23 protein-coding genes are annotated in these 25,297 nt (G+C 37.5%); 9 read left to right on the forward strand and 14 right to left on the reverse strand.

Going from position 1 to position 25,297, the window contains the following annotated elements; genetic code table 11:
- The first annotated feature begins 68 nt into the window (after positions 1-68).
- On the forward strand, positions 69-2,066 hold the full coding sequence (gene uvrB / locus ACMAWV_RS06685; RefSeq protein WP_103216877.1) for an excinuclease ABC subunit UvrB: 1,998 nt from the start codon (positions 69-71) through the stop codon (positions 2,064-2,066).
- Here the strand turns inward: uvrB and ACMAWV_RS06690 are convergent.
- The gene (locus ACMAWV_RS06690; RefSeq protein WP_103216878.1) at positions 2,029-2,541 is read right to left on the reverse strand and encodes a M48 family metalloprotease; all 513 of its coding nucleotides are present in this window, start codon (positions 2,539-2,541) and stop codon (positions 2,029-2,031) included. The two genes, uvrB and ACMAWV_RS06690, sit on opposite strands and share 38 nt — an antisense overlap.
- Positions 2,542-2,656: 115 nt before the next feature.
- Here ACMAWV_RS06690 and ACMAWV_RS06695 point away from each other — a divergent pair, with 115 nt between their 5' ends.
- Complete coding sequence (locus ACMAWV_RS06695; protein ID WP_103216879.1) at positions 2,657-3,052, forward strand: hypothetical protein; 396 nt, start codon at positions 2,657-2,659, stop codon at positions 3,050-3,052.
- Entirely contained in the window at positions 3,030-4,169 is a 1,140-nt protein-coding gene (locus ACMAWV_RS06700; protein WP_412462757.1) for a metallophosphoesterase, read from the forward strand. Before ACMAWV_RS06695 ends, ACMAWV_RS06700 begins: the two co-directional genes overlap by 23 nt.
- Positions 4,170-4,179: 10 nt before the next feature.
- Here ACMAWV_RS06700 and ACMAWV_RS06705 read toward each other — a convergent pair whose 3' ends face one another.
- Together ACMAWV_RS06705 and ACMAWV_RS06710 are read right to left on the reverse strand one after the other, a co-directional pair.
- Positions 4,180-5,193, reverse strand: a complete 1,014-nt coding sequence (locus ACMAWV_RS06705) for an HD domain-containing phosphohydrolase (RefSeq protein WP_412469696.1) — start codon at positions 5,191-5,193, stop codon at positions 4,180-4,182.
- Complete coding sequence (locus tag ACMAWV_RS06710; RefSeq protein WP_412469695.1) at positions 5,190-7,706, reverse strand: cell envelope integrity protein TolA; 2,517 nt, start codon at positions 7,704-7,706, stop codon at positions 5,190-5,192. The genes ACMAWV_RS06705 and ACMAWV_RS06710 overlap by 4 nt, the downstream gene beginning before the upstream one ends.
- Positions 7,707-7,993: 287 nt before the next feature.
- On the opposite strand from ACMAWV_RS06710, the gene ACMAWV_RS06715 reads away from it, so the two are divergent.
- The gene (locus ACMAWV_RS06715) at positions 7,994-8,827 is read left to right on the forward strand and encodes a flagellin (RefSeq protein ID WP_103216883.1); all 834 of its coding nucleotides are present in this window, start codon (positions 7,994-7,996) and stop codon (positions 8,825-8,827) included.
- A 144-nt stretch (positions 8,828-8,971) separates the two neighbouring features.
- Here the strand turns inward: ACMAWV_RS06715 and ACMAWV_RS06720 are convergent, their stop codons facing one another.
- The gene (locus ACMAWV_RS06720; RefSeq protein ID WP_103216884.1) at positions 8,972-9,316 is read right to left on the reverse strand and encodes a hypothetical protein; all 345 of its coding nucleotides are present in this window, start codon (positions 9,314-9,316) and stop codon (positions 8,972-8,974) included.
- Between the two features lie 89 nt (positions 9,317-9,405).
- Positions 9,406-9,813, reverse strand: coding sequence for a DUF523 domain-containing protein (locus tag ACMAWV_RS06725; protein WP_103216885.1), 408 nt, complete (start codon positions 9,811-9,813; stop codon positions 9,406-9,408).
- A 134-nt stretch (positions 9,814-9,947) separates the two neighbouring features.
- Here ACMAWV_RS06725 and ACMAWV_RS06730 point away from each other — a divergent pair, with 134 nt between their 5' ends.
- Positions 9,948-11,132, forward strand: coding sequence for a hypothetical protein (locus tag ACMAWV_RS06730; protein WP_412469694.1), 1,185 nt, complete (start codon positions 9,948-9,950; stop codon positions 11,130-11,132).
- A gap of 35 nt (positions 11,133-11,167) precedes the next feature.
- On the opposite strand, the gene ACMAWV_RS06735 is transcribed toward ACMAWV_RS06730, so the two are convergent.
- The 8 genes from ACMAWV_RS06735 to ACMAWV_RS06770 are packed head-to-tail and all read right to left on the reverse strand — an operon-like array spanning position 11,168 to position 18,115.
- A complete protein-coding gene (locus ACMAWV_RS06735) occupies positions 11,168-12,658 on the reverse strand; it encodes an aldehyde dehydrogenase family protein (RefSeq protein WP_103216887.1) in 1,491 nt (496 codons plus the stop codon).
- An 8-nt stretch (positions 12,659-12,666) separates the two neighbouring features.
- Positions 12,667-13,878, reverse strand: a complete 1,212-nt coding sequence (locus tag ACMAWV_RS06740; protein WP_392991511.1) for a thiolase family protein — start codon at positions 13,876-13,878, stop codon at positions 12,667-12,669.
- Positions 13,875-14,534 carry a 3-hydroxyacyl-CoA dehydrogenase family protein gene (locus ACMAWV_RS06745; RefSeq protein ID WP_158246785.1) on the reverse strand — a complete coding sequence of 220 codons (660 nt, stop codon included), beginning with the start codon at positions 14,532-14,534 and terminating at the stop codon, positions 13,875-13,877. The genes ACMAWV_RS06740 and ACMAWV_RS06745 overlap by 4 nt, the downstream gene beginning before the upstream one ends.
- On the reverse strand, positions 14,527-15,390 hold the full coding sequence (locus ACMAWV_RS06750) for a 3-hydroxyacyl-CoA dehydrogenase NAD-binding domain-containing protein (RefSeq protein WP_103216890.1): 864 nt from the start codon (positions 15,388-15,390) through the stop codon (positions 14,527-14,529). The genes ACMAWV_RS06745 and ACMAWV_RS06750 overlap by 8 nt, the downstream gene beginning before the upstream one ends.
- Positions 15,391-15,394: 4 nt before the next feature.
- Positions 15,395-16,207 carry a Phenylacetic acid catabolic protein gene (locus ACMAWV_RS06755; RefSeq protein ID WP_103216891.1) on the reverse strand — a complete coding sequence of 271 codons (813 nt, stop codon included), beginning with the start codon at positions 16,205-16,207 and terminating at the stop codon, positions 15,395-15,397.
- A 12-nt stretch (positions 16,208-16,219) separates the two neighbouring features.
- Complete coding sequence (locus tag ACMAWV_RS06760) at positions 16,220-17,008, reverse strand: enoyl-CoA hydratase/isomerase family protein (protein WP_412469693.1); 789 nt, start codon at positions 17,006-17,008, stop codon at positions 16,220-16,222.
- Between the two features lies 1 nt (position 17,009).
- A complete protein-coding gene (locus ACMAWV_RS06765; protein ID WP_103216893.1) occupies positions 17,010-17,789 on the reverse strand; it encodes an enoyl-CoA hydratase-related protein in 780 nt (259 codons plus the stop codon).
- Positions 17,790-17,803: 14 nt separating this feature from the next.
- Positions 17,804-18,115, reverse strand: coding sequence for an EthD family reductase (locus ACMAWV_RS06770; RefSeq protein ID WP_103216894.1), 312 nt, complete (start codon positions 18,113-18,115; stop codon positions 17,804-17,806).
- Between the two features lie 273 nt (positions 18,116-18,388).
- Here ACMAWV_RS06770 and ACMAWV_RS06775 point away from each other — a divergent pair, with 273 nt between their 5' ends.
- On the forward strand, positions 18,389-18,748 hold the full coding sequence (locus ACMAWV_RS06775) for a hypothetical protein (protein WP_103216895.1): 360 nt from the start codon (positions 18,389-18,391) through the stop codon (positions 18,746-18,748).
- A 7-nt stretch (positions 18,749-18,755) separates the two neighbouring features.
- Here the strand turns inward: ACMAWV_RS06775 and hppD are convergent, their stop codons facing one another.
- Positions 18,756-19,829: a 4-hydroxyphenylpyruvate dioxygenase gene (gene hppD, locus ACMAWV_RS06780; RefSeq protein ID WP_412469692.1), complete on the reverse strand. Its 1,074-nt coding sequence runs from the start codon at positions 19,827-19,829 to the stop codon at positions 18,756-18,758.
- 93 nt (positions 19,830-19,922) lie between these two features.
- Between hppD and ACMAWV_RS06785 the strand changes: the two genes are divergently transcribed.
- The 3 genes from ACMAWV_RS06785 to ACMAWV_RS06795 all read left to right on the forward strand — a co-directional run bounded on the left by ACMAWV_RS06785 (position 19,923) and on the right by ACMAWV_RS06795 (position 25,280).
- Positions 19,923-20,438, forward strand: a complete 516-nt coding sequence (locus tag ACMAWV_RS06785; RefSeq protein ID WP_158246786.1) for a TonB family protein — start codon at positions 19,923-19,925, stop codon at positions 20,436-20,438.
- A gap of 70 nt (positions 20,439-20,508) precedes the next feature.
- Positions 20,509-23,946: a thiamine pyrophosphate-dependent enzyme gene (locus ACMAWV_RS06790; protein WP_412469691.1), complete on the forward strand. Its 3,438-nt coding sequence runs from the start codon at positions 20,509-20,511 to the stop codon at positions 23,944-23,946.
- The gene (locus ACMAWV_RS06795) at positions 23,943-25,280 is read left to right on the forward strand and encodes an NUDIX domain-containing protein (protein ID WP_412469690.1); all 1,338 of its coding nucleotides are present in this window, start codon (positions 23,943-23,945) and stop codon (positions 25,278-25,280) included. The genes ACMAWV_RS06790 and ACMAWV_RS06795 overlap by 4 nt, the downstream gene beginning before the upstream one ends.
- The last annotated feature ends 17 nt before the right edge of the window (positions 25,281-25,297 follow it).

Here is a 25,297-nt window from a genome sequence, read left to right on the forward strand (position 1 = left end):
AACTTGGTTATATTAATGATAACTCAATTTCGCTGTTTTAAACTATGATAATAAGATAAAATAGGCATATGAGTGAAAATGTATTTAATTTAAAATCGAAGTTTAAGCCTTGTGGAGATCAGCCTGAGGCGATTAAAACAATTGTAGAGAAGCTTACAAGCGGCACTAAGGAACAAACACTTCTTGGTGTAACAGGTTCTGGAAAAACTTTTACCATGGCCAACGTTATCCAAAAGCTAGGAAAGAAAACTCTTATTCTCGCCCATAACAAGACTCTTGCTGCTCAACTCTATGCAGAGTTTCGTGAATTCTTTCCCGATAATGCTGTTGAATACTTTGTTTCATATTATGACTATTACCAACCAGAAGCCTATGTTCCTGGAAGTGACACTTATATTGAAAAAGACTCATCAGTAAATGATGAGATCGATAAACTTCGCCACTCGGCAACTCGTTCACTACTGGAAAGAGATGATGTGATTATCATCTCATCTGTTAGTTGTATTTACGGGATTGGTTCCCCTGATGAGTATGCGAATATGAGAGAGACTCTCTTTGTTGGAGATGAAAAAGATCGCGACGAATTTTTAAAGTCACTTGTTGCAATTCAATATGAAAGAAATGATATCGACTTTGTTCGTGGATGCTTTCGCGTTCGTGGTGATATCGTTGAAATCTTTCCGGCCCACGAGGATTCAAATGTTGTACGAGTTGAGTTCTTCGATGATGAGATTGAGAGTATTACAATTGTTGATCCTTTAAGAGGAACAAAGATACAAGCACTACAGAAGGTGACAATTTATCCAAAGTCTCACTATGTTGTTGGAGAGGAGAGAATGGAGCATGCTTTGGAGACTATTAAAGTTGAGCTTCGTGAAAGACTACAGGAATTAGAAAAACAAAATAAACTGGTAGAAAAGCAAAGACTTGAACAAAGAACACTTCTTGATATCGAAATGCTTGAAGAGATGGGCTTTTGTTCTGGTATTGAAAACTACTCGCGCCATATGACAGGAAGTGAGCCTGGTGATCCTCCTCCGACTCTCATTGATTTTTTTAGAAAAGACTTTCTTATGATTATTGATGAGTCCCATATTACTGTTCCTCAGGTTGGAGGGATGTATAGGGGAGATAGAGCAAGGAAGTTAAATCTTGTGGATTATGGCTTTAGACTTCCATCAGCACTTGATAACCGTCCTTTAAACTTTGAAGAATTTAAGACAAAGTTAGACGATATTCTTTATGTCTCAGCGACTCCTGGAAATTATGAGTTAGAGAGAACTCACGGTGAGTTTGTTGAACAAATCATTAGACCAACTGGCCTTCTCGATCCAATTATCGAAGTTAGGGATGCTACCAATCAGGTTGATGACCTCCTTGTTGAAGTAAGAAAAATCATAGAAAAAGGTCAAAGAGTTTTAATCACAACACTAACGAAGAAGTTAGCTGAAGAGCTAACTAATTTCTATCATGGTAGTGGAATTAAAGTGAAGTATCTTCATAGTGATATCGATACAATTGAGCGAGTTGAAATCATTCGCGATCTTAGACTTGGGGAATTTGATGTTCTTGTTGGTATTAACTTATTAAGGGAAGGACTTGATATACCTGAGGTTTCTCTTGTCGCAATTTTAGATGCAGACAAGGAAGGCTTCTTAAGATCTGAGAGATCACTCGTTCAGACAATTGGACGTGCCGCTCGAAATAGTGATGGTAAGGTTCTTATGTATGCGTATCAAACGACAAAATCGATGGAGCGAGCAATAGGTGAAACGAAAAGGCGTCGTGCTATTCAGATGGAGTATAATGAGGCCAATGGAATCACTCCTCAAACTATTTTGAAAGAGGTATCTGGTGGTGTTATCGAGACTCTTCGAGGAAATAAGAAGAAAGGTAAGAAGAGTGGACCTAAAGAAGTCTCGATGTCTCCTGAAGAAATTAAGAAGCGTATCGCTGAGCTTAAGCTAGAGATGAAAGAAGCTTCAAAGGATCTTCGATTTGAAGATGCAGCTAAAATAAGAGATGAAATTAAGTTCTTAAACGAATCATTTCTAGTCTTTGGCTAACTTCCGTTGTAATTGGCATACCCTTTAAGAAATTAAATAGTCCAAGAGCATGGCCATGACGAATAGAGAACTCATCTGCTTCAATTTGTTTTGTCATCTCTCCAATTTGTGACCTCATTGTAAAATGACGATAGTAGAGGTGACCTAATTCATGGAAGATAACTGCTTGGGCCATTTCGTTATCTGCTGAACGAATCAATTTTAGTAATTGAGGGTAAATAAGAACAAATGTTTTATCTCCATGTGAAGGAATAACACTTGAGTACATTCCTTGGCTTTCGAGAAAAACTAATTGTCCATATGAGGCCAAGCTCTCACATTCTTCTTCATCGAGTTGTCCAAGTATATCTTGAAAGAATCTAAAAATATGTGGATTTGAAACGATCCAGTGGTGTGCTGGATCAGAAAAGTCCACTAATGGTAGGTTTTGTTCTTCAGTATTCTTTGTAAATGTTTTCTTTATTGCGTTTATCATACAAGATTCATCGGTATGAATCTTAAATGACATCACTTTCAGCGTGTAAATGATGATTACTAGGTAAGCTTTGCCAGCTATAATCTATAAAATATTAAATAGTTACAATATAAATATGAATAATAAACGATTAAGCTTCTTTCTTTTCTCAATTTTTTTTAGCTTCTTTTTAACAAAAGAAGTATTTGCACAACAGAGAATGGAGAGGGCCGAGGCATTTATAGTTACGGCCATGCCTAGTTATTACAAGGTAATTTCCCCTGCAAAAATGAGAAATGGGAGAGTTGCAGTTATTGTTCAAAATAAAACCCTTACTCCGATTCGCGGCAAGTTTGTTGATGAGTTTGATAAGAATTTAAAATTTATTACAGTAAAGTCAGACATGGAAGTAAGTGTTGAATTTGACTTCAATACCAAGAAAAGATTTTTCTTCGTTCCACTAGATCCTGCTTTCCAAAAAATCGTCTTGAATATAGGTAAATCGGCATATGAGATTCCTTCGCAAAAATAATTCAAAGAAAACCATTATTGTAATCTCTGATGTTCATCTCGGAGCAGGCGAGTATGTTGATGGTGTAAGAAACTATCTTGAAGATTTTCACTACGATGAAGAACTTGTGGATTTTCTCGAATATTTTAGTAAAGAAGAATATTCAAATAAAGAAGTTGAATTAATTATTAATGGAGACTTTTTTGATCTTTTGGCCGTTCCTTATATCAAGGTATATGATGACGAATTTTGGTCTGAAGAGTCTTCATTAAAAAAATTAAAAATGATTCTTGAGGCCCATAAAGAAGTTATGCAGGCCCTTAATGATTTTTTGAAAACAAAGAATAAGAAAATTACTTTCATTATAGGTAATCACGATGCGGAGCTTGTTTTTAAATCACTACAGGAGCTTGTTTTATCTTACTTTGACGAAAATATTCGATCAAAATTTGAAATACGTCACCTAAATGATGAGTATCGTCCTGCTGATCGAGTTGTTCTTAAGCATGGCCACGAGTATGAGATTGCTCATACCTTTGATGAAGAGCATTGTATTATCGAAGATGAGTCTGGTAAGCGCTATTTTAATCCTCCGTGGGGATCTTATTACGTCACAAGAGTAATCAATAAGTTTAAAGAGGAGCGAGATCACGTAAATGCTGTAAGACCTATCAATAAGTTCTTAATTAATGGACTTATTTACGATACATTCTTCACGCTGCGCTTTATGCTCGCAAACGTTATCTATTTCATCATGGTTCGTTCAATTTATCTTTTTAAGATAAGTGATAATTTTGGTGATTGGTTAAAACTATTCTTTAAGGAATTAGCACTCTTTCAAGATTACGAATCTCTGACTTTCGATTATCTACAGCAAGCAGAAGATACAGATGTGCTAATTGTTGGTCATACGCATGAGCCGATTTGTCGTACCTATTCTAATGGTAAGACATTTATAAATACTGGAACATGGACTCGTATGTATAATCTCGATTTTGGAAAGGGAACTGGAACGACTCAGTTAACTTTCGCTAAGATTGAAGTTATGGATAATAAAAATGATAATGAAACGAGTATTCAGGCGAATCTTCACACTTGGATGGGAAGAAATACACTTCCGTACGGAACATTTAATTAATAACTAATAATTAAAGAGATAGTATGCTTGTTACATGAGGCTTTATACGGCCGCTGTAATTGACATTGAGTCCTCTAACTCCTGCTCCAGCATCAATCATATAAACAACACTACTTAGAGATGTTTTTTCTCCGGTAATCAGTCCGTAGCTAAATTCCATGATGTGAGAGACAAACTCAAGGATCTCACTGCTTAGGCCAAGGCCTGCTTGTGATATTTGATCGGGCATTCCTGAACCATCATATTTTTCATGATGAGTATCAATGAGTTTCTTACACTCTTCACTTAACTTAATACCGCTTTGATCAATAAACATACGACTAAATTTAACATGTTTGTAATATTGCTCTCTTTGATCGTGAGTGATTTCAGTTTGATTGCCATGAATGATATTAGGCGATATTTGAGTAAGGCCAATATTTGCTAGGAATGAAGCACATACTAGGTCTGCAAGATCTTGTGGGTTATCAATCATCATTTTCTTCGCAAAGAAATAACTGAGAGCGACGATTCTATTTGTCAGATTATCTTTATTCATATGCACACCTGCAAAGTGACGTGCAAGAGATACAGTGTGGCTTATATCAATTGAAAAAAGCATGATTTCTTTTTGGGCCCTAAGTATGATAGGTAGAAAGTCATCCTTATCGATTGCTTTTGAGACCATACTGCGAAGAGGGGGAAGTGCGATATGTTCGCTTATCCTTTGTTCCTCAATAATGTCTTCGTACTCTTTTAAAATTTCAATCTTCTGCTTTGTTTCTTCAATAACTCTTGGTTCAATCTTATCGAGTTCTCCAACTGTGGCCAAATAAGTCATTCTCTGGGAAAGCTTTACTGCGATCTTACCTTTATTACTATCTTCAATATAACGTAGTAGTTCATAACTATCATTTGTTAATGGAGTATTGGCCTTTAGTGATAAATTATATGTTTTATCTTTCAAGTTGTAGACATAGAGTGAAAAAGGAAAAGTTTTAATGTCTTTTAGTGAACTTAATTTGATAAAGAAATATGCCCTCATTTCTTACCTCCAAAGATTCCTTTAAAGAGACCACTAACAGATTCTGTAATGGATGAGCTCTTTTTTGATTCAATCTTCTTAGATGCTCGATCTTCTCCACTAAGGTAGCTTCCCTTGATTACTTGTAGACATTGTTCGACTCTTTTTGGATTTTCATTTGATCTTGCAATTTCACCCTTGGAAGTCAGAAATAGAATGAAGTTATGGTATTTTCCATTTTCTATGATTGGTATGTGATAGTAGAGCAGCTCACTTTGAAATGTTGTATCATTCCAACTAGGTTTTCTCTTTGCTTTTAAAACATTCTTTATGGCCTCGAAGCGATCATCAACATCTTCATTGCCTAGAATACACTCATTTTGAATATTATAAATGACGACAGTTCCAATGCAAAAAGTATTTATATATTCATTTGTGAAGCTTTTTACTGCGTCACCATCAATAACAAAATTCATCGCCTCGATAAAAAAGTTCATATCTTTTGGATCTGGAATAAAGATTGCGCCTAGGGCATCTTCAATTTCTTGTTCATTTTTTAGCCTCTCTGCTTCAGCATCGGCCAGTGCCTTTGCTTGTTGTGCTTCAAGTGCTCTTTTTCTTTCTTCTTCCTGCTTTTTTCTTGCATCTTCTTGTTGTTGCTGAATCTTTAATTGTTCTGCTAGACGATTTGCTTCTTCTCTTTTTTTAGCAGCAAGCACATCCTGAGATTCGGAGAATTTTATTTCTAATTCTTCTTTCGAACCACCTTCGTATTCAGGTTGTTTATCAAGGTTTGAGTAATCAATAGTTTGCTCGCCAAGATCACCCTTCTTTTCGTATTCAATAGTTGGTCCAGGAGGTCTTGTTACTTCTTCGTTTTCGGCCTTGTTATCTAAATTAAGATCTAAATTATGTACATTATCATACTTTTTATTTTTCTCTTTAGAGTGCGCATCGAGAGAAGCAAATAGATCTTCATTGTCTCTATTATTTGTCTGATTATCACGAGAACCATTATTCTTACTCATTGCCAGATCGGCACTGTCTTTCGATTTACCTTGGAGACCTTTCTCGTTATCAATAAGTTCATCATTAGATGAAGACTGTATTCCTTGTTGATCTCTTCCCTTAGAAGTGGTCTTATTTGACTGTAGCTCTTCTAATGTTTTCAATAAGTCATCATCAAAATCGTCATCACTATAATCAGTATCGCTTTGTGTAGGAGTAAGCTTTCCACTAAGATTTGGTCTGCTCGTTTTGCTATCATTTAAGTTTGATTTTTTTATATTATCAAGACTTGCAAAGAGGTCTTCGTCGGTATCTTTTTCATTTTCTACATTATCTAATGTTGCGGAGATGCTACCTTTAAGTGAACCATCTTTCTCATTCGATTTATTTGTCGCATTTTTAACTTTATCGAGATTTGCAAAGAGGTCTTCGTCAGTATCTTTTTCGTCTTCTATGTCATCAAGAGTAGGAGATAGCTTACCTTGAAGGCTTCCACCAAGGTCATCGGCTTTATTTGCTGATTTTTTGACAGTATCAAGACTCTTGAAAAGATCGTCTTCGAAATCATCGTCTTCAATGTCATCTAATGTTGGAGATAAACTCCCCTTAAGTTGTCCACTTTGTTGGCCTGTGTTTTGTGAACTCTTTTTTACACTATCAAGACTTTTAAAAAGGTCCTCATCAAAGTCGTCTTTATCTTCATCATAGTCATCTAAAGTAGGGGATACTTGACCTTTTAGACTTCCTCCTAGATCCTTATTTGATTTACTTGATTGCTGTTCAAGGCTTTTAAAGAGATCCTCTTCAAAATTTATCTCAGGAGTGTTGTCGGCCTTACTATTCTTTTCTAATGAGCCTTTAAGATGGCCACCTTCTTGATTATTTTGCTTTTGGTGTGCACTTAAGTCTTTTAATGACATTCCTTGTTCTTTAATTTCGTCATCATCACTATAATCTGCATATGTACTATCATCAAAGACATCCTTATTAGCTTTTTGAGGAGCTGCCTTTGAAACATTTCCCTTTAAGTGCCCACCATTATTATTTCTTTCGGCCTCTTTCTTATCTTCATAATTTCTTTCTTCGAGTGCTGCTTTATCTTCACCACTTCGAAACTCCATTTCTGCTGTTTCTTCGGCCTTCTTTAAAGATCTTAATATAAGATTTACTTTATACTCTAACGTTTTTGCAGGAACAGGTTCTTGTATATACTCTGTTAATCCAATCTTTCTAAACTTTTCTAGAGTTTTAGGAGGCACAGCTTTCGAGTTAATCAGAAGTACTTTTACATTATTTTTATGAATGAATTTTCTTAGCGGTTGAATACATTGAGCTGTCTTTTTAGGACTACAGGCAATCGTTAAAGACTGGCCGATAGTTGGGATTAGTTGATTATATTCCTCGGGACTTTCAACTTCATATATTTCGATACCCTCTGCTTCTGCAGATGCCTCAATAGACTCTTTTAGCTTCTTTACTGCTTCAGTAAGAGGCTCAAGAAAAATGAGCGGTTTCCCTTCTTCCATATAGCTTATTATCGGTAAATCATTTAATTTATTTATGTACTTATCATTATAGAGTCCAAAAAAATTAATGATTTTCGAGACTTTCCTTAATTTTAGAAAATGTAAAAAAAAATCTAAAATAATTTAATATTTTCCTAAAGCTTTCATTTTCACCTCCGAGAAGATTCATGTTAGGTCAGAAGACTTAATTAAAAAGTTAATAAAATTCACAAGAGCAGTATGCTCATTGTTCCAATGGTCGGGACAACCCTGAGTACGGGGGGGAAATAGATCACGGAGGTATCACAATGGGTATGCGTATTAACACAAATGTAACGTCTTTAGCTGCACAAAGATCATTAGGTCTAAGCAACAACGCTCAATCAAAATCTTTAGAAAAACTTTCATCTGGTACAAGAATTGTACGTTCAGCTGACGATGCTGCAGGTCTTGCGATTTCTGAGAAATTAAAAGGGCAAATTAGATCAACTAATCAAGCAGAAAGAAACGCGAATGACGGTATTTCAATGATTCAAATCGCAGAAGGTGGTCTGAATGAAGTATCAAACATCTTAGTAAGACTAAGAGAACTATCTGTTCAATCAGCATCGGACACAGTAGGTGACACTGAGAGACAATTTACTGATCTTGAGTATCAAAACCTTAAGCAAGAGATCCAAAGAATTTCAGAAGTTACTGAGTTTAACGGAAAGAAACTTCTAACTGGTGCTGGTGATAAGTTTGATATCCAAATCGGTATTAATAATGATGATTTCCAAGATAGAATTCAATTCGATACGAATGTACTGAACTCTTCTCTGGAAAACCTAGGTGTAGCAGACCTTGAAGTTGGCTCGAAAGAGGGTGCTCAATCTGCTCTTGCAAACCTAGACTCTGCAATCGAAAGTATTGCAGGACAAAGAGCTGAGCTAGGTGCTAAGCAAAATAGATTAAATTCTACAATTAACAACCTACAGATCAGTTCAGAAAACTTAAGTGCTGCTAACTCTCGTATCAGAGACACTGACTATGCAGCTGAGACAGCGAAGAAAGCTAAGAATGATATTCTTGTTAACGCTGGTTCTTCAGTACTTGCTCAGTCTAACTCTCAAGGTGCTGCAGCTCTAAAACTAATTGGTTAATTAAAACCACTATAATTACTGCAAAAGGATTGCCCCGCGAATGCGGGGCTTTTTTATGTCCAGGATGGACGGTATGTCGGCGAGAGGCAGGAGCCGAAGCCGACGAGTTTGCGTGCATCCGCAGAAGCACAAACCACAGTTTAACTAATGCGTAAACTCAGATTGCATTTCAGTATTGATTAAAAGCTCAACACCAAGGCCATCTAGAGCATCGAGAACTTCATCAAATTGGTCTTTTACGATAGTAATAGTCTCATTATTAAAATTTTCATTTAAATGATTTTGTAATAGGGCAAGATAATTTGCCGCTTCAATACTTCCAAGAGAAATTGAATCATTGATGAGATGATTAAATTTCATATTAATGATTGATTGAAAGTTATCCCAGTCTTCTGGATTCACTTTTAAGTATTCAAGTTGATGACTAAGGTGCTTCATTCGACCTTGTAAATTTCTTGCTTGAAATTTCTTTAGTTCTAATTCATTCATCTAGACCCTCCTAGTGTTCTAGTAGGTCTATCTTAATTGATTTATTAATTGAGATGTTACAGCTTTGTTAGATGTGTGAAAACTTTGGATTAGTCGATGGCCTCAACTTGAATACCGTTCTCTTTTAGCTTCTTGGTAAATTCGCCATCACCTTCAATTAGGTTTCCTGAAAAATTCCCATCGTAAACAAGTCCAGCACCACACATTGGTGATTTTGATTTTAGCAGTGCCTTTGTGCATGAGTTTTCTAGTGCAATTTCTAGAGATCTTTGGGCCCCAAGCTCGTAGTTGATGCTGACATCATTTCCATCGATTGTGATGAGCTTTCCATCGACATTCTCTGCGGGTGGCCTTGGAGTGGGAAGGCCTCCTAGTTCTTCAGGACAGACAGCAATGGCCTTGCCTTGAGCAACGAGGTCACTTATAAGTTGTTGTTTTTTATGCTCTCCGTCATATCGACATTTTTTGCCGGCCAAGCACGCGCTTACGATCATCATATTTAACAAGAATACGTTAAAATCGTCGATTTTGCCACTGTGTGTCGAGGATTCTTGAATAATTTACAATATCATATTTGGGTATCCTATTTATGGTAAAAAATCGGACTAAATGAAGTTTTTGGAGACGAACTTTGCTTAAGGCAATAACACTTTCAATCATCTCACTACTTGTTCTGTGTTCATGTGGAACTCCAGGTGGAGAAGATGGTGCTAAAAAGAATGTTACGAGACAGACCTCGAAATTAGAGACCTCAACAAAGGTTAAATTCGACTGTTTCGAAGAGGGTCAGTGTACTGACTCATTTGTGCTATTTATTAATAGTTCAAGTGAGTTTCCTAAGTATTGTACTGGCTATATGGCCGATGAGCAGCACATGGTTGTTCCTTCTCATTGTGTGACCGATGCCAGCTGTAGTTCAATTGCAGCAAAAACAACAAACGGCCGCGTCTATCAATGTGGTGAAATTCTAGAAGATCAATCTCAATTCAACGAACAAAGTACTTACAACGGAAACTTTACAACTATTAGACTCAAGGAGGCCATTCCTGGAGACTATGCCGCTGTTTCTGAAAATAAGATGAGTGATTTTAGCTATTATCAACTTTGGTTCGTTAAAAAGAAACTTGATAATACAGGTTATGAACTTAACCGTATGAGATACAACTGCCGTAAAACAAATAATAATGTTTTATTCCCAAATAATAACAAAGAATCTTCTGCCGTTGCGATGAAAAATTGTAATATTCGTGATGATTCTATGGGGGCCGGTGTCGTTGATACGAGAACTGGTGATGTTCTTGGCCTTGTGCACGGATCAGTTAATGAGGATAAAACATTTAGGCGCTTCATGCATGGTAGAAAGGGGTCAACCCTTACGATCGCAACACCAATTAAGTGTGTGATTAAGAAATTTAATATCGCAAATTACAACTCTGATGACACTCAATATTGTGATGAACCAGTCTTTCGCCCAGGAACGGCACAGCACTCTCAAAAATTATCTCAACTTTTTAGATTTAATAATCGCAATATTAGCTATGTCTTTACGAGGTTAGCTGGAATAGGAGAGGACTTTCTTAAGTATCGTGAGTACTTTGCTTTAAGTTATGAAAGTGTTCCTTATCAATACCCAAGGGTGAGAATTTGTGAATTTCAACCTTTCTTAAATCGTAGTTACGAAATCTACGGACGTGATTTTATCACAACATGTATTGATTCTAATTTGGATATTGTGTTTAAAGAAAGTCACTTTGAAAAATCATTCTCGATTTACGATGACTTTGGAGATATTGCACTAAAAGTTTTATACAAATAAAAAAAAGGCCTTCGTTATGAAGGCCTTTTCTTTATCTAAAATAGGGCATCAAACCACATTTTACCTTCGCGTGTATTACAATCAGATTCCCATAGGTGTTTAACTTCAAGGTAGGCCTTGATTCCCTCTTCACCCATTTCTCGTCCAACACCAGATTGTTTAAATCCACCAAATGGCATTCCTGGATTTAATAAGTGATACTCATTTATCCAAACTGTACCGGCTTCAATTTCTTTGGCAATATTAAGAGCACGCTCTTCATTCTTTGACCATACAGCTCCTGCAAGTCCATAGATTGAGTTATTTGCTAGCTTAATCGCTTCTTCTTCCGTGCTGAATTTAGTAATACCTACAACTGGCCCAAAGATCTCTTCATGCCAAATTGTATTGTCTGGTGTGATTTCAAAAGCTGTCGGCTGAATATAGTAACCTTTGGCAAAGTCACCTTCAGTAATACGCTCACCACCATAGATCAGCTTTGCACCTTCTTCTTTTGTCTTATTAATATAACCCATGATTGTGTTAAATTGTTTCTCTGAAACCACTGGTCCAAATCCTGTTGTCTTCTCTGGAGTTGCACCAATTGCTACTTTTGCAATTCTTTCTTTGAACTTTGTCATGAACTCATCATAGATTCCATCTTGAACAAGTAGGCGAGTTCCCGAGTCACAAGCTTGACCTGAGTGATATAGGAATGCGTAAAGAGCGCCATCAACAGCGATATCAAGATCAGCATCGTCTAAAACGATATTTGCCGATTTTCCACCAAGCTCCATTGTCGTATTCTTAATTTCACTTGCACTTTGCTTTAAGATTTCACGCCCAACGGCCGTTGATCCTGTAAATGCTACTTTTGCGATATCCTTGTGATTAACAAGATATTGTCCTTCTTTTGCTCCACCCGTAACGATATTGACAACACCTTTAGGCACGCCTGCTTCAATTAGAACTTCTGCTAGCATCATTGCTGTCACTGGAGTTTCAACTGCTGATTTTAGAACTGTCGTACATCCTGTCGCTAAGATTGGACCAATTTTCCAACCGGCCATAACAAGAGGGAAGTTCCATGGAATAATTTGTGCACAAACACCAACAGGCTCATAGCGACGAGTATTTTTAGAAAAGCCCGCTCTTGTTGCTTTTTCATCTAATTGTTCAAACTTAAAATTTGTCGCAACCTTACTCATTACCTTAAAGAAACTTGCTGTGTTGTGAAGATCAGCGGCAGCTTTTCTAAAAGTTGAACCACTGTCTTTGATTTCTTGTTCAATGAACTCACGCTTTCTTTCTTTTAGAAGCTCTGAAACTTTAAGTAGGATTTCTCCTCTTTGGGCCGCAGTCATTTCACGCCATTCTTTATTATAGAAGGCGCTCTTTGCTGCTTGTACTGCATCTTCAAGATCCTGTGTCGAAGGAATGTGAACCTTCGCTACAAATTCACCATTTGATGGGTCGATTGAATCAACCATTTCACCCGATGACGAAGGGCGGATTTCTCCATTGATATATAATTTTACTTCATTCATATTTACTCCTATTTACAATTTTCCACGCTTAGAGAGACACCTTGACCAACACCAACACACATTGAAGCTAGACCTTGCTTAAGATTTGCATTGTCTTTCATGATATGAGTAAGTGTTGTCACAATTCTAGCACCAGAACATCCAAGAGGGTGTCCTAGAGAGATTGCTCCACCACGTAAATTTATTTTTGATTCATCAAGGCCAAGCTCGCGAATACAACCAAGTGATTGAGAAGCGAAGGCCTCATTTAGTTCTACAACATCAAAGTCAGAAATCTTCTTTCCAAATTTTTCCATTAATCTTTGAGTTGAAGCGACAGGGCCAAGGCCCATGATATTTGGGTGGATTCCGCGAACACCTGCTCCTGTTAATTTCACTAGAGGAGTTAAGTTGTGGCGTTTTAAGAACTCTTCACTAACAAGTGCCACACATGCTGCACCATCATTCATCATTGAAGAGTTTCCGGCCGTTACTGAACCATCCTTTTTAAATACTGCTCTAAGTCCTGCTAGGGCCTCTAGAGTTGTTGATGGACGAGGACCTTCATCTTTTGAAACAGTAATTGTTTCTTTTCTCATCGCTATTTCAACAGGAAGAACTTCATCGTTAAATTCTCCGTTCTCCCATGCTTTACAAGCTTTTTGGTGGGATGCAAGTGCGAATTTATCTTGGTCTTCACGAGAAATTCCAATTTTCGCCACAACTTCTTCAGCTGTCTCTCCCATGCCAAGTAAAGGAAACATCTCCTTCATCTTCTTATTTGGAAATCGCCAACCAAATGTTGTATCAAACATTTGAGAATCACGCCCAAATGGAGTTGATCCTTTAGAGATAACAAGAGGTGCTCTTGTCATACTCTCAGCACCACCAATAAGAAGGCAATCGGCCATTCCTAAATTAATGCGCGACCAACCATCAATAATTGCATCGAGTGATGATGCACAAAGACGGTTAAGTGTTACACCTGGAACTTCGTAAGGAAGGCCTCCTAAGAGAGCAGACATACGAGCAAGGTTTCTGTTATCTTCACCGGCCTGATTTGCACAGCCAACGATAACATCGTCAATTTCCTTCATGTCAAAATCAAAGCTTTGAGAGAAGTCACGAAAAAGTGTCGCTAGCATATCATCAACTCTTAGATGAGAAAGGCTTCCACCAAGTTTTCCAATAGGTGTTCTTTTTGCGTAGACAAGGTACGCATCTCTATATTTAAGTGTCATAAATTCATCCTAAGTAGGCGAGACGGACGATAACGTGCATCTCCTGTGATTTCACGTAATTCTTCTAGCAGAATTAAGATTTTTTCAATTCCAATTTTATCGGCCCATTCAAATGGACCTAGTGGATAGTTCACACCAAACTTCATTGCCTTATCAATATCCGAATTTGAAGCCAAGGCTTCTTCTTTAGCAAAGTATGCTTCATTAATAATTTGTGAAATAACTCTAGGGTATGTGAATCCAATTCCAATGTGATTGACGATTTCAAGATCAAAACCGAGTTTTTTGAAGACATCAAACGCAGCTTCTTCAATAGAATCATCTTTCATATAGAATTCAAAACAGCTTTTTGGAGAGTAGAAGGCCGCTGCTACAGCGCCAAGTACATTTTCGTATTGACCAATTAAATACTCGCCCCAGTTGACCGTTAGATCTGAAACGATTGGGCCATCAAAGACAATATCTAAGTGTTCGTATAGGTCCATCTTTGAGTTGCGATCAAAACAAGTAAGATCAACAATTAAATCAGTCTCATCAAAATCAACACCATCTAGTGTGTTGATGCTATACGGATCAACAACAATTGAAGGATATTCACTTCCAAGAACATTTTTGTACAGAGGGTGGTTATCACTTACTAAAATAGTTTTATTCATAACGATAGAACCCCTCTTTAACTTTGCGTCCAATACGGCCACTATCAACCATTTCACGTTGAATCTTGTGTGGCCTAAAACGTGGTTCATAATAGTATGACGCCCACACAGATTGAGTGACATCATAGTTGACATCAATTCCGATAAGATCCATTAACTCAAATGGGCCCATTCTAAATCCACCTACATTTTTCATGACACGATCAATTTCTGCGACCTGCTCTTGATTATAGTTTTCTAGGCGGTGAAAGCTTTCGCCGTAAAAATTTCTGGCAACACGATTAACGATAAAACCAGGAGAATCCTTGCATAAAGCAGGCTTTTTTCCATAGCGCTCAAACCAGTCATAAAGGGCATGGGCCTGATCTTTACTACTCCATGGTGTTTCAATAATTTCAACTAACTTCATTAAAGTTGCAGGATTGAAGAAATGCAGACCTAAGAATTTTTCTTTACGAGGTTTTGATAAGTCTTTTGCCATTTTAGTAATTGGAATAGATGAAGTATTAGATGCAAAGATCGTTTTTTCACTCATGATCTCATCAAGACGAGCAAAAACTTTTTTCTTAATATCTAAGTTTTCAACAATGGCCTCAATCACAAGGTCGTGATCGATTTGGTGCTCATTCATCTCAACGATATTTAAATTCTTTTTAAAAGCCGTGATTTCAGCGGAGTCAAATTTACCTTTGCTTTCAAGTTTGTCCCACGAAGAGGTGATAAGATCACCACTTGCTTGGGCCATTTCAAGGTGCTGGTCTACTAATTCAACCTTCACACCGTGTTGGCAAAACCATTGGGCGATTCCTCGCCCCATAGTTCCTGCACCAATAACTAGTACACTATTTATATTCATTCAATTATTGCCTTTGTGGTTGTGCATCTTCGTCGTAGATAGGAAGAACTAGGCCCGCTTGTTCACAAAGCTCTTCTACTTCTTTTACGAAAACATCGCGAACAACAGCATTTGTTCTCTTCTTAAGTCCTAACTTAACATATAGGTCATTTGAGCGACCTTTTGTTGAACCAAATACGTTCATAACTCTTGGCCACCAGATATTTAGTCTTTCTTGTAGGAATTCTTTGTTGTCACCTTCGGCAAGGATTTTGATCCATTTGTCACCGTGAGCAAGGTGCATGATTTCTTCTTTATAAATTCCTTCGATTCCTTTTTTCCAAGGAAGGTAGCTTGAATCAAGAGTGTCTTCTAGTTGGTGGCCAGCAGCTCTATCCATTAGGAAGTTAAATAGAATAAAGTCTTCCCAGAAATTGATACCGTAGTAGAAGATATTTACACGGTAGTCATCTTTTAATCTTTGGAATCCAATTTGTGCTTCGTCTTCTGGCATTTTGAATCCAAGTTCTGACTTTTCGATATGTGAGTCAACATCTTCACCAAGACCTTTTAGAAGTCTGTAACAAACTGAAGCATGTCTCATTTCATCTTTAACGATTTGAGCAACAACTACTTTTTCTTGCATCGTTGGTGCCTTTTCAATCCATGGTGCATATCCAAGCGCCCCAGAATATTCTGAATCGTGTTGCATCCATAGAAGGTTTCTTAGGGCCTTCTTGTATAGTGGAGGAAGCTCATCTCCCTTATCAAATTTCTTACCATTTTGAATGTCTTCAAATAATTGTAGTTCTTCTTGAGTGTATTCTCTTGCTGCCATATGGCCTCCTTCTTATTTTCCTAAAAATTTTGCTTGTCTCTTTTCAAAGAATGCCGTTAGGCCTTCTTTATAATCTTCACTATTTCCCAAGAATCTTTGGTAAGCTGTTTCGCGCTCCATCGATTCTTTTGAAGTGCTATCAATTGCAACATTGATATTCTCTTTTATCGCTTTTACTGAAAGAGGTGCCATGGCATTAATTTGCCCGGCCCATGCTTTTGCATCTGTTAATGCTTCTTCACTTACTTTATTAATAAGTCCTGCATTCTCTAATTGCTCACTTGTTAAAGGAGCGTTAAAAAGGAAGTATTCCATTGCTTTTTTAGGGCCAAGTGCTTGAGTGAACATATGAGTTGATCCAGCATCTGGGCAAAGACCTAGTTTTGAAAAACCTGAAACAAACTTTATTCCTGGTTTTGCTACGATTAAGTCGCATGCAAGTGCTACGGAAACACCGGCTCCTGCAACGACACCTTCAACTGCAGCAATTACTAGTTTCTTAGATGACTTAATTGCATTAACCAGTGGGTTCCACTCAGTTTCAAGTGTTACACCAAGATCAACTGGTTTTTCTCCAGCTTGCACTGTGCGATCATTTAAATCTTGTCCAGTGCAAAATCCTTTGCCTTTTGAAGCAAGGATAATACAGCCAACTTCACTGTCGCGGTTTAGATCTCTAATGGCCTTGATGATTTCAAGTTTTGCTTCACGAGAAAGTGCGCCGTAAACTTCTTCACGGTTAATTGTGATCATACCTGTGAAGGCTTCTTTTTCGATAATAATATTCTTAAATTCAGACATTCTAATTTCCTTTGTACTCTGGTGAGCGCTTTTCTAAGAAGGCACGCATACCTTCTTTCTGGTCACTACTTGCAAAAGTTAAATAGAAATTGCGTCTTTCAAAATCAACACCATCACTAAGTGACATTTCAAAGGCCTTGTTTACAGATTCTTTGATTAACTTAATTGCAACTGGTGCCTTATTTGCGATTTCTTTTGCCGTTTCAAAAGTTTCTTGAAGTAGAGTCGTGCTAGGGACAACCTTTGCAACTAGGCCCCAGTCAAGTGCTTGGTTTGCACCAAACATTTCACCTGTCATACAAAGCATCATTGCCTTCGACTTTCCTAGAGCTCGTGTTAGGCGTTGTGTTCCACCTGCACCAGGAGTTGTCCCAATGCTAATTTCTGGTTGGCCAAATTTTGCGCTATCTCCAGCAATAATGAAATCACAGTGCATTGCTAACTCACATCCACCACCTAGAGCGTAACCATTTACGGCCGCAATGATTGGCTTTGTTATTTGAGCAAGCTGTTGCCATGAGCGGAAGCGGTTGTCATTGATTTGATCAATTGGAGTCGCTTCAACCATTTGTGCAATATCTGCACCAGCAGCAAATGCGCGTTCATCACCAGTAAGGATGATGACACGAACTTGTGGGTTATCATCAAGTTCGAAAAGCTTATCAACTAACTCTCGCATTAGGTCTGTTGAAAGAGCATTTAAAACCTTTGGGCGATTAAGCTTAACTAGGGCGATATGCTCGTGGTCGTTATATGGAAATTCACAAAGTATATTACTCATTAAAGCTTTCCTTATTAAAGAGTGATTACTTCTTCTTTAGCGAAGTGAATTGAAACAATCTCTTTAGCGAAATTAAATAGATCTTTTCCACACGCCATATTTTCTTCAGAACTCATTCCTACTTTAAAGTCATCTTTATTTTCAAAAACCATTTCTGCGATTACATGTAGATCACTTGCTCCACGAGGAGTCCCTGTGATGCGATTTAAGCGAAGCTCTTTCATACTTGGAACTTTCTTTACAAGTGGAGTATGAACTTGCGCATAGTGCTTTTCCCATGCATCGATATCGTTTGGAATTTTATAAATGGCGATTAACTTGTACATAAGTATCCTTTCTTTGAAGTTGTGTCGTGTTGTTTAAATTTTAGTTAATTAAACCAATATTGTAGGGATATGAGGGGCCCTTTGAATAGGCTAGTTGAGTCATTTTTTAACGTATTATCAGTAGTTTAGATAAAGGAAATCAATATATTAGTTTAATCTAATGGAAAATATCAGTTTCCAATGACGCTACATGAAATACTTTCAATAATAAACATTGCCTTTAGATTTTCGTCTATATTGCCGCATCTTAAAAATTTAATCCCGGAGTGGAAAATGAAAATATTAACAAAAGTAATTCTAGTATTAATGGCGCTGCAAGTGTCATTTGCTCTAGAAGTTTCACCAAGAGATGTGCGTGCGCACGTAATTGAATCTTTTCGCCCTTTTCATGAGGCCCATATCGTAATCAATACAGAGCGAGAAGATATTATCATTTCTAAAGAAGTTATTTGTTCAAACTTCTTATTCGAGTGCTCTGATAAGTCAGAGTATGAAGTCCTTCAAGGATTTGTAGATGTGATTAACTCAATTCGCGATCGTGCTTATAAAGCTTGGTCAGATATGACAATTGATAAAAGATGCTTTGCCTCGAAGTCTTATGAGAAACAAAGCATCTTCAATTGTATTAAGTAATTAAATTCTAATCCAGGTATCCTCTTGCGATTTGGTCCCTTTCAATAGCATCAAAGAGGGCCTGGAAATTTCCTTCACCAAAACCGTTGTGATTTTTTCTTTGAATAAATTCAAAAAATAGTGGACCAATATAAGTGTCAGTAAAGTTTTGGATTAGGTATCCTTCCTCATCACCATCAACTAGAAGTTGACGATCTTCGAGCTCTACTAGATCTTCTGTAACATTAATTCCACGCCCAGCAATACCTTCGTAGTATGAATGAGGGATATCAAGAAATTTAATATCTCTTTCTCTTAAGTCTTTAACAGTTGTAAGAATATCACCGCAAGTTAAAGCAATGTGCTGAACTCCAGCACCGTTGTGTCGATCAAGAAACTCTTGAATTTGATCCTTTCCACCAGCTTCTTTTGGCTCATTAATTGGAATAATGACTTCACCTTTTGGAAGTTGAACAACTTCTGAGTTAAGTCCAGTTTTTGAACCTTTAATATCGAAGTAGCGAGTTACTTTGAAACCATAAACACGGTCATAGAACTCAACCCATTTCTTCATTTCACCTTTTGGAACGTTATTCGTTAAGTGGTCAATACGAGCAACACGTGAACCTAGAGGGCGCGCTTTTGGATCTTCTTCAAGTTTCGTAAACCCTGGACGAAAGAATGTGCGAGGTCTTTCGATGAACTCATTGGCAACATCACCAAAGCCTTTAATGCGAGCACTTTTGTAGATACCATGCTCATTTTCAGTGATAACAACTTCTTGAAGTGACTCAGCACCTCGCTCAATTGCTGTCTTATAAGCATGCTCACAATCTTCAACTAAGAATGAGATTGTTGAAACACCTTCACCGTGAGCCTTGAAGTAATCTTGCGCATGGCCACCTTTTTGTGCCGTTAAAAGAAATCTAACTTGTCCCTGAGTGAATAGCTCTTTGCTTTCACTTTGCTTTTCATATGTTTTAGAAAAACCAAATGTGTAGAATAAATCTTTTGTGGCCGTATCAAGTGAATCACATGTGAATTCGAGATGATCAATGGCCAGGACCCCAAGAGGGTTTTCTGGAGAAATTTTTGAGTTCATAAAAACTTCCTTCTTTATATTAGCTGTTTGATTTGTGTATGAAAGATACTAACGATTTTTCCCAAATGGAGCAAGATGCATTATGATATGTGCATGAAGCATCGTTTATGGTTTTTCTTTTTTGCACTAAGTCTAGTGACTCATGCTGTTATATTCTTTTCAAATATAAGAAAAGGTGAGCAGCAGATGAGGCGCGAGCGCATTGGTATTGATGTCCAGATTAAGGCCCATGCTATAAAACAAGAAAAGCAAAATAAAAAAGAAGTTGAAAAGATTGAACAAAAGCCACGAAAAAGTGTTCAGGCCAAAGAGGAGTCCTCTAAGTCTGAGCAGCAACAGGTTGTGACAAATAATACATTTGAGAACCAAATAGTTCATTTCGAGGCCCCTATTTATCCGCGATCTGCCAGAAGAGCTGCGATTGGTGGCTCCGTAACTATCTCACTTATTGTTGGTGTTGACGGGAAAGTTGTGGATGTCAAAATTTTAAAACCTGCTGATTACACAGCTTTCAATGAAGCAGTACTAAGTGTTGCAAAACAATGGCAATTCAAGCCTCAGAAGATTCAAAATACTTATACTAAAAAAATCGTGTTTACTATTGAGTAATGACGCTTTGGTTCGTCAAAAAACATAATAAAAATTCTATACTTGCACCTCAATTAAATTTAGAGGAATTATGAGTCAATATAGAATTCTCAATGGGAATGAGCTAATCATTCAAGGTGCTCTTGAAGCTGGTTTTAATCTTTATACTGGATATCCAGGATCACCGTTAGCAGATTATTTTAATATCTTATATAGCAAGAAAAAAGAGTTTCACGAAAAAGGTATCCGTGTTGTTATTGCAAACTCGGAGGCCAATGCAGCAGCTATGGCCAGTGGAGTAAAACAAGCGGGACGTGACTGTATTGTTGCCATGAAATCAATGGGACTTCATGTTGCAAGTGATGCTTTATCCGTTGGTAACTTTGCCAATCCTGCAAGACCTAAGATAGTCGATGGAAAGGAAGTTTATCCTGCTACTGTTATTTGTGTTGGCGATGACCCTTGGTCGATGTCCACTTCAACTGCAGCTGATTCAAGATATCTTTTTAAGCATCTTCATATGTCTTTTCTAGAACCTTCAAATCCTAAAGAGTTAAAAGACTGGATTGCTAAGGCAAAAGAAATTTCTTCTAAAACAAGTTTATATCAAGGATTACTTCTAACGACTTTTCTTGCTGAAGGTGGTGGAAGAGTTGAGTGCTTTGACGAGGCCCCGATTGATGGCAATTTAATCGATATCGATCCTTCAACTTTTGATCTTCAAAAAAATGTAATGGTTCCACCAAATTCTCTACTTGCTGATGTGAGTATGATTAAAGAGCGCTTTCCAAAACTTCAAAGTGTACTTAAAGAGATGGCCCTTGATCAAGTTTTTGGAAATGTTAACGCTGATATTGGTTTTATCTCAAGCGGTGTGATTTTCGAAACCCTTAAGCAATGCCTAGAAGAAGGTGAGTATCTTGATCACTTCTCTTTATATAAAGTTGCTTCTTCATTTCCACTTGTTGATGACATCTTAGTACCTTACTTAAAGGGCTTGAAGAAGCTTGTTGTGGTTGAAGAAAAGCGAGGTTTCTTAGAGGGGGAGATTCGCTCTCTTTGTCAGAAACATGGACTTATTCTTGATATCGTAGGAAAGGACTTTAAAAATGGTGATGGCTTTCCTGCATTTGGTGGGCTTAGCTATGAAATCATCAGTGAAAAACTTGAAACACTGAAAGACTATCTTGAAGTTGGCCAATGTAAATCATTGGCATTCGAAGAAAGAAATTTCGGAGAGATTCTTCCAAAGAGACTTCCTACTTTTTGTCCAGGTTGTCCTCACCGTGAGACTCTTTCTCTTTTAAAAGACCTTCGTCGCTGGCTTAAGGCCCAAGATATTGACCTTATCACTCATGGTGACGTTGGTTGCTATTCACTTTCATTTTTACCGCCATTTGGAGAAATGCATAATTTATCAGCAATGGGGCAAGGTGGTGCTCTTGGTGCGGGGATGGATCTTTTCACAAAGAACCCTTCTGTTGTCTTGATGGGTGACTCAACTTTCTTTCACTCTGGCCTAACTGATATTTCAAACTCAGTTCAAGCTGATCACGATATTACTTACATTCTTTTAGATAATGATAATACGGCCATGACAGGACATCAGATGACTCCTGCATCACAAATTAATGTTGAGGGAAGTAAGAGACCTAAGCAAGATATGCTAAACATCGTGCAAAATCTTGGTGTTAAGGTGGCCAAGGAAGTTAACCCTTCTGATCGCTACTTTTACCAAAACCTTATGCGTGAATTTGTTGTACAAAAAGGCGTTAAGGTTATTATTTCAAATAAAGAATGTTCTCTTACTTACCAAGCAAAGGTAAGAGCTAAAGAGAGGGGACAAATTAAAGATAAGGGTGTGCTAGCGCAAAAGACTTTTTATCAAATTAATACTTCGGCCTGTGAAGACTGTCGTATTTGTATTGAAGAGACAGGTTGTCCTGGCCTAACTCAGGTTATGGATGCATATGGTACTAAGATGGCAATTGACCCTACTATTTGTGTGGCCGATAGTTATTGTACAAAAATGAAGGCGTGTCCAAGTTTTGAAAAAGTTGTGGTCAAAGGTTATCACCCAACAATGTATCGTGACAGTGATCTTTCTCACTTAACATATGATCTGAAAGAATTTGAAACGAAGAAAACATTTGATGCAATTGCTAGTGGTGACACTTGGCGAATGGTTGTAACTGGTGTCGGTGGATCGGGGATTACAACGATCTCTAAAATTATTGCAAATGCATGTGTTGAAATGGCCGGCCGTGATGATCTGGATTTTAAATTTATGGATCAAAAGGGCCTTGCTCAAAGAAATGGAAATGTAACGGGACATATGTCAATTTGTCATAAAGATAAATCAATGGGGGCCGTAACTCCTCGTGGTGGTTCTGATGTACTTTTAAGTCCTGACCTTTTAGATGGTATTGGGCAACTGGGATTTTTAAAGACTGAGAATGCTGTTGCAATTTTTGATGATTCGTATCAAGTGCCTCTTTCAATTCTTCTTGATAAGGGGGAGAGTGAAGAAAGTTTAACTAGAGCTAAGCTTATTGAAAAAGTTAGAAGTAAAGGTGATGACAGAATTATTCTGGTTCCTCTTAAGAAGTGGTGTGATCTCTTCTTTGGTAAAGCGGTCTATGCTTCAAGTATGATTCTCGGTTATGCATTTCAATTAGGTCTTGTTCCATTTGGTGAAGATGATCTTCTTGGGGCCTTAAAGAAGTCGATGAAGCCTGCAGAAATTGAAAATAATATTGCTTCGTTTAAGCTTGGGCGAGAAATGGCTTCTCTTGGAACTGAAGCTTTTGAAGCTAAGTATAAGAATCTTGTCGTAAGGAACAAGGACCCGCTCGATTTAGCAATCGAGTCTGTAAAGGCGTCACTACTTCCTTGGCATAATTCTACTTATATTATTAATAAATTTAGACAACATCTTGATCAAGCAATTGTTGATATTAACTGGATGAGTCGCAAGGACTTAATTCAGATCATTCACGATCAGTATATTTATAATCGCGGTAAAGAGACGACAGAGTTTATTTCTGGGGCCAGAGCAGTGGGAACTATTGTTGATGAAGAAAATAAAGTTCTTGCTACACGTGTTCTTGCTAAGACATTTATCGTTAAAGATGAAGTCATGGTTGCTCACTTAATGCTTTCTCCTTTTTTAAAGCAAATGGAAGAGAGCATCTATAGCTTCCTTGGAAAGTCTTATACTAAAGAGAGAATTAACCGTCCTTCATTTGATATCTTTGGAAAGAAGATTGAATTTGATATTTCGCCAAAAGATTGGCAATTAAAAATTATGAGACACTTTAGAATCTTACGTTCTGTGCTGCCTGCTTGGCATGCAAAAGAAAGAGAGATTGGTTCTAAGGTAAGAAATTACTTATTTAACGGTATCCAAAAAATTGAAGCGAAGAATAGTCAATATCACGCCCTTAAGCTTCTCGATAATATTAAAGGTTACAGGGAAGTTCGCTACACTAATGCGCAAAGAGTATTTAAAGAGTTGGAGATCAATTGAAGCAATCAGTTTCAGCAATATTTATCTGCGAGGACCAAGTCCTTATTATGAAGAGACAAAACTATCTGAGAGCATTTCCTGGCTACTCTTCTTTTCCTGGAGGAAAAGTTGATGAAGAGGATGTGCTCAATGGTGGAGATGATTACCTTCTCTTTGCTCTTAAAAGAGAGATCCAAGAGGAGCTTCATATAAATATTGATGAACTATTAAAGTCAGGTCACATACTTGATGTTAAGCAATACGCTTTAGCAGTCACTCCTGACTTTAATCCACATCGATTTGAGAATTATTACTTCAAGGTTTTTATTAAAGATAAGAGTGCTCTTGAAGAAATTAATTTTCACTTTGACGAGGGAGAAATTGCCAAGGCAACGTGGATGAATTGTCACGAGGCCTTTACTGAATATAAGAAAGGACATCTCTTGGTTGTTCCTCCTATGATTACAATTCTTAAAGACCTTGATCGTGATATTAATTCTCTTGATTTCCTTGATGCTAACTTGAAGTATGATGGAGATTTGCAGGTTCCAATGATTGAGCCTTTATTTGGCCTACGTCAATACATGCCTCTTTCACATACTTTTCCTCCAGCAAATCGTACGAATTGTTTTGTCATTGGAGATGATAATGGAAAGAAAATTGTTATCGATCCATCTCCTAAGAATGAAGAAGAACTAGAAAAGCTAATTTATGGCCTAAAGGAACATGATCTTAGTGAGATATTTCTTACTCATCACCATCCTGATCATCACGAGTTTAGTCGTGAATTAGCAAAGATATTAAAACTACCTTTTTCTATGTCCGAAGGTACTTATGAACATCTTTTAGGAGACTTTGGGCAGGATTATTTTGATGGCCATGAAGTAAAGTTCTATGAAGATGGCGATATTGTGACAACGTCATGTGGCCATGAAGTAAAGCTAGTTACGACTGGTGGCCATGCTTTTGGTCAGAGCTCTCTTTTAAGAGCTGACGGGGCATGGATGATTGTTTCTGATCTAATCCAAACGATTGGAACAGTTACAATAAGTGGGCGTGGCTCTGATATGAGAGAATATTTTCACTCTCTTACTAATGTAATCAATCTAGATCCACAAGTTGTAATGCCTTCACATGGAATTTGTCTTGGTGGAACAAATAAAATTAAGCAAACTCTTGATCATCGAATCGAAAGAGAAAACCAAATCCGTGCTTGCTTGGAAGAAGGCAAGAGTCGTGAAGAGATTTTTCAATCAATATATCCTGATCTTCCTGATAGACTACACAAGTATGCTTATGCGACGATTGACTCTCACTTAAATAAATTGGAAGAGTTTGGGCCAGGACTTTGCTAAAAAGCAAATTTTATTGG

The sequence above is a fragment of the Halobacteriovorax sp. RT-1-1 genome (assembly GCF_047085455.1).
Lineage (GTDB): Bacteria > Bdellovibrionota > Bacteriovoracia > Bacteriovoracales > Bacteriovoracaceae > Halobacteriovorax_A.

Bases quoted from the DNA above. Each gene is read 5' to 3' on its own strand.
- ACMAWV_RS06750 (WP_103216890.1), bottom strand. From the start codon at position 15,390: ATGAATATAAATAGTGTACTAGTTATTGGTGCAGGAACTATGGGGCGA.
- uvrB (WP_103216877.1), top strand. From the start codon at position 69: ATGAGTGAAAATGTATTTAATTTAAAATCGAAGTTTAAGCCTTGTGGA.
- ACMAWV_RS06770 (WP_103216894.1), bottom strand. From the start codon at position 18,115: ATGTACAAGTTAATCGCCATTTATAAAATTCCAAACGATATCGATGCA.
- ACMAWV_RS06735 (WP_103216887.1), bottom strand. From the start codon at position 12,658: ATGAATGAAGTAAAATTATATATCAATGGAGAAATCCGCCCTTCGTCA.
- ACMAWV_RS06785 (WP_158246786.1), top strand. From the start codon at position 19,923: ATGAAGCATCGTTTATGGTTTTTCTTTTTTGCACTAAGTCTAGTGACT.
- ACMAWV_RS06705 (WP_412469696.1), bottom strand. From the start codon at position 5,193: ATGAGGGCATATTTCTTTATCAAATTAAGTTCACTAAAAGACATTAAA.
- ACMAWV_RS06740 (WP_392991511.1), bottom strand. From the start codon at position 13,878: ATGACACTTAAATATAGAGATGCGTACCTTGTCTACGCAAAAAGAACA.
- hppD (WP_412469692.1), bottom strand. From the start codon at position 19,829: ATGAACTCAAAAATTTCTCCAGAAAACCCTCTTGGGGTCCTGGCCATT.
- ACMAWV_RS06775 (WP_103216895.1), top strand. From the start codon at position 18,389: ATGAAAATATTAACAAAAGTAATTCTAGTATTAATGGCGCTGCAAGTG.
- ACMAWV_RS06760 (WP_412469693.1), bottom strand. From the start codon at position 17,008: ATGTCTGAATTTAAGAATATTATTATCGAAAAAGAAGCCTTCACAGGT.
- ACMAWV_RS06715 (WP_103216883.1), top strand. From the start codon at position 7,994: ATGGGTATGCGTATTAACACAAATGTAACGTCTTTAGCTGCACAAAGA.
- ACMAWV_RS06725 (WP_103216885.1), bottom strand. From the start codon at position 9,813: ATGATGATCGTAAGCGCGTGCTTGGCCGGCAAAAAATGTCGATATGAC.
- ACMAWV_RS06790 (WP_412469691.1), top strand. From the start codon at position 20,509: ATGAGTCAATATAGAATTCTCAATGGGAATGAGCTAATCATTCAAGGT.
- ACMAWV_RS06720 (WP_103216884.1), bottom strand. From the start codon at position 9,316: ATGAATGAATTAGAACTAAAGAAATTTCAAGCAAGAAATTTACAAGGT.
- ACMAWV_RS06710 (WP_412469695.1), bottom strand. From the start codon at position 7,706: ATGGAAGAAGGGAAACCGCTCATTTTTCTTGAGCCTCTTACTGAAGCA.
- ACMAWV_RS06700 (WP_412462757.1), top strand. From the start codon at position 3,030: ATGAGATTCCTTCGCAAAAATAATTCAAAGAAAACCATTATTGTAATC.
- ACMAWV_RS06755 (WP_103216891.1), bottom strand. From the start codon at position 16,207: ATGGCAGCAAGAGAATACACTCAAGAAGAACTACAATTATTTGAAGAC.
- ACMAWV_RS06765 (WP_103216893.1), bottom strand. From the start codon at position 17,789: ATGAGTAATATACTTTGTGAATTTCCATATAACGACCACGAGCATATC.
- ACMAWV_RS06695 (WP_103216879.1), top strand. From the start codon at position 2,657: ATGAATAATAAACGATTAAGCTTCTTTCTTTTCTCAATTTTTTTTAGC.
- ACMAWV_RS06745 (WP_158246785.1), bottom strand. From the start codon at position 14,534: ATGAATAAAACTATTTTAGTAAGTGATAACCACCCTCTGTACAAAAAT.
- ACMAWV_RS06690 (WP_103216878.1), bottom strand. From the start codon at position 2,541: ATGATAAACGCAATAAAGAAAACATTTACAAAGAATACTGAAGAACAA.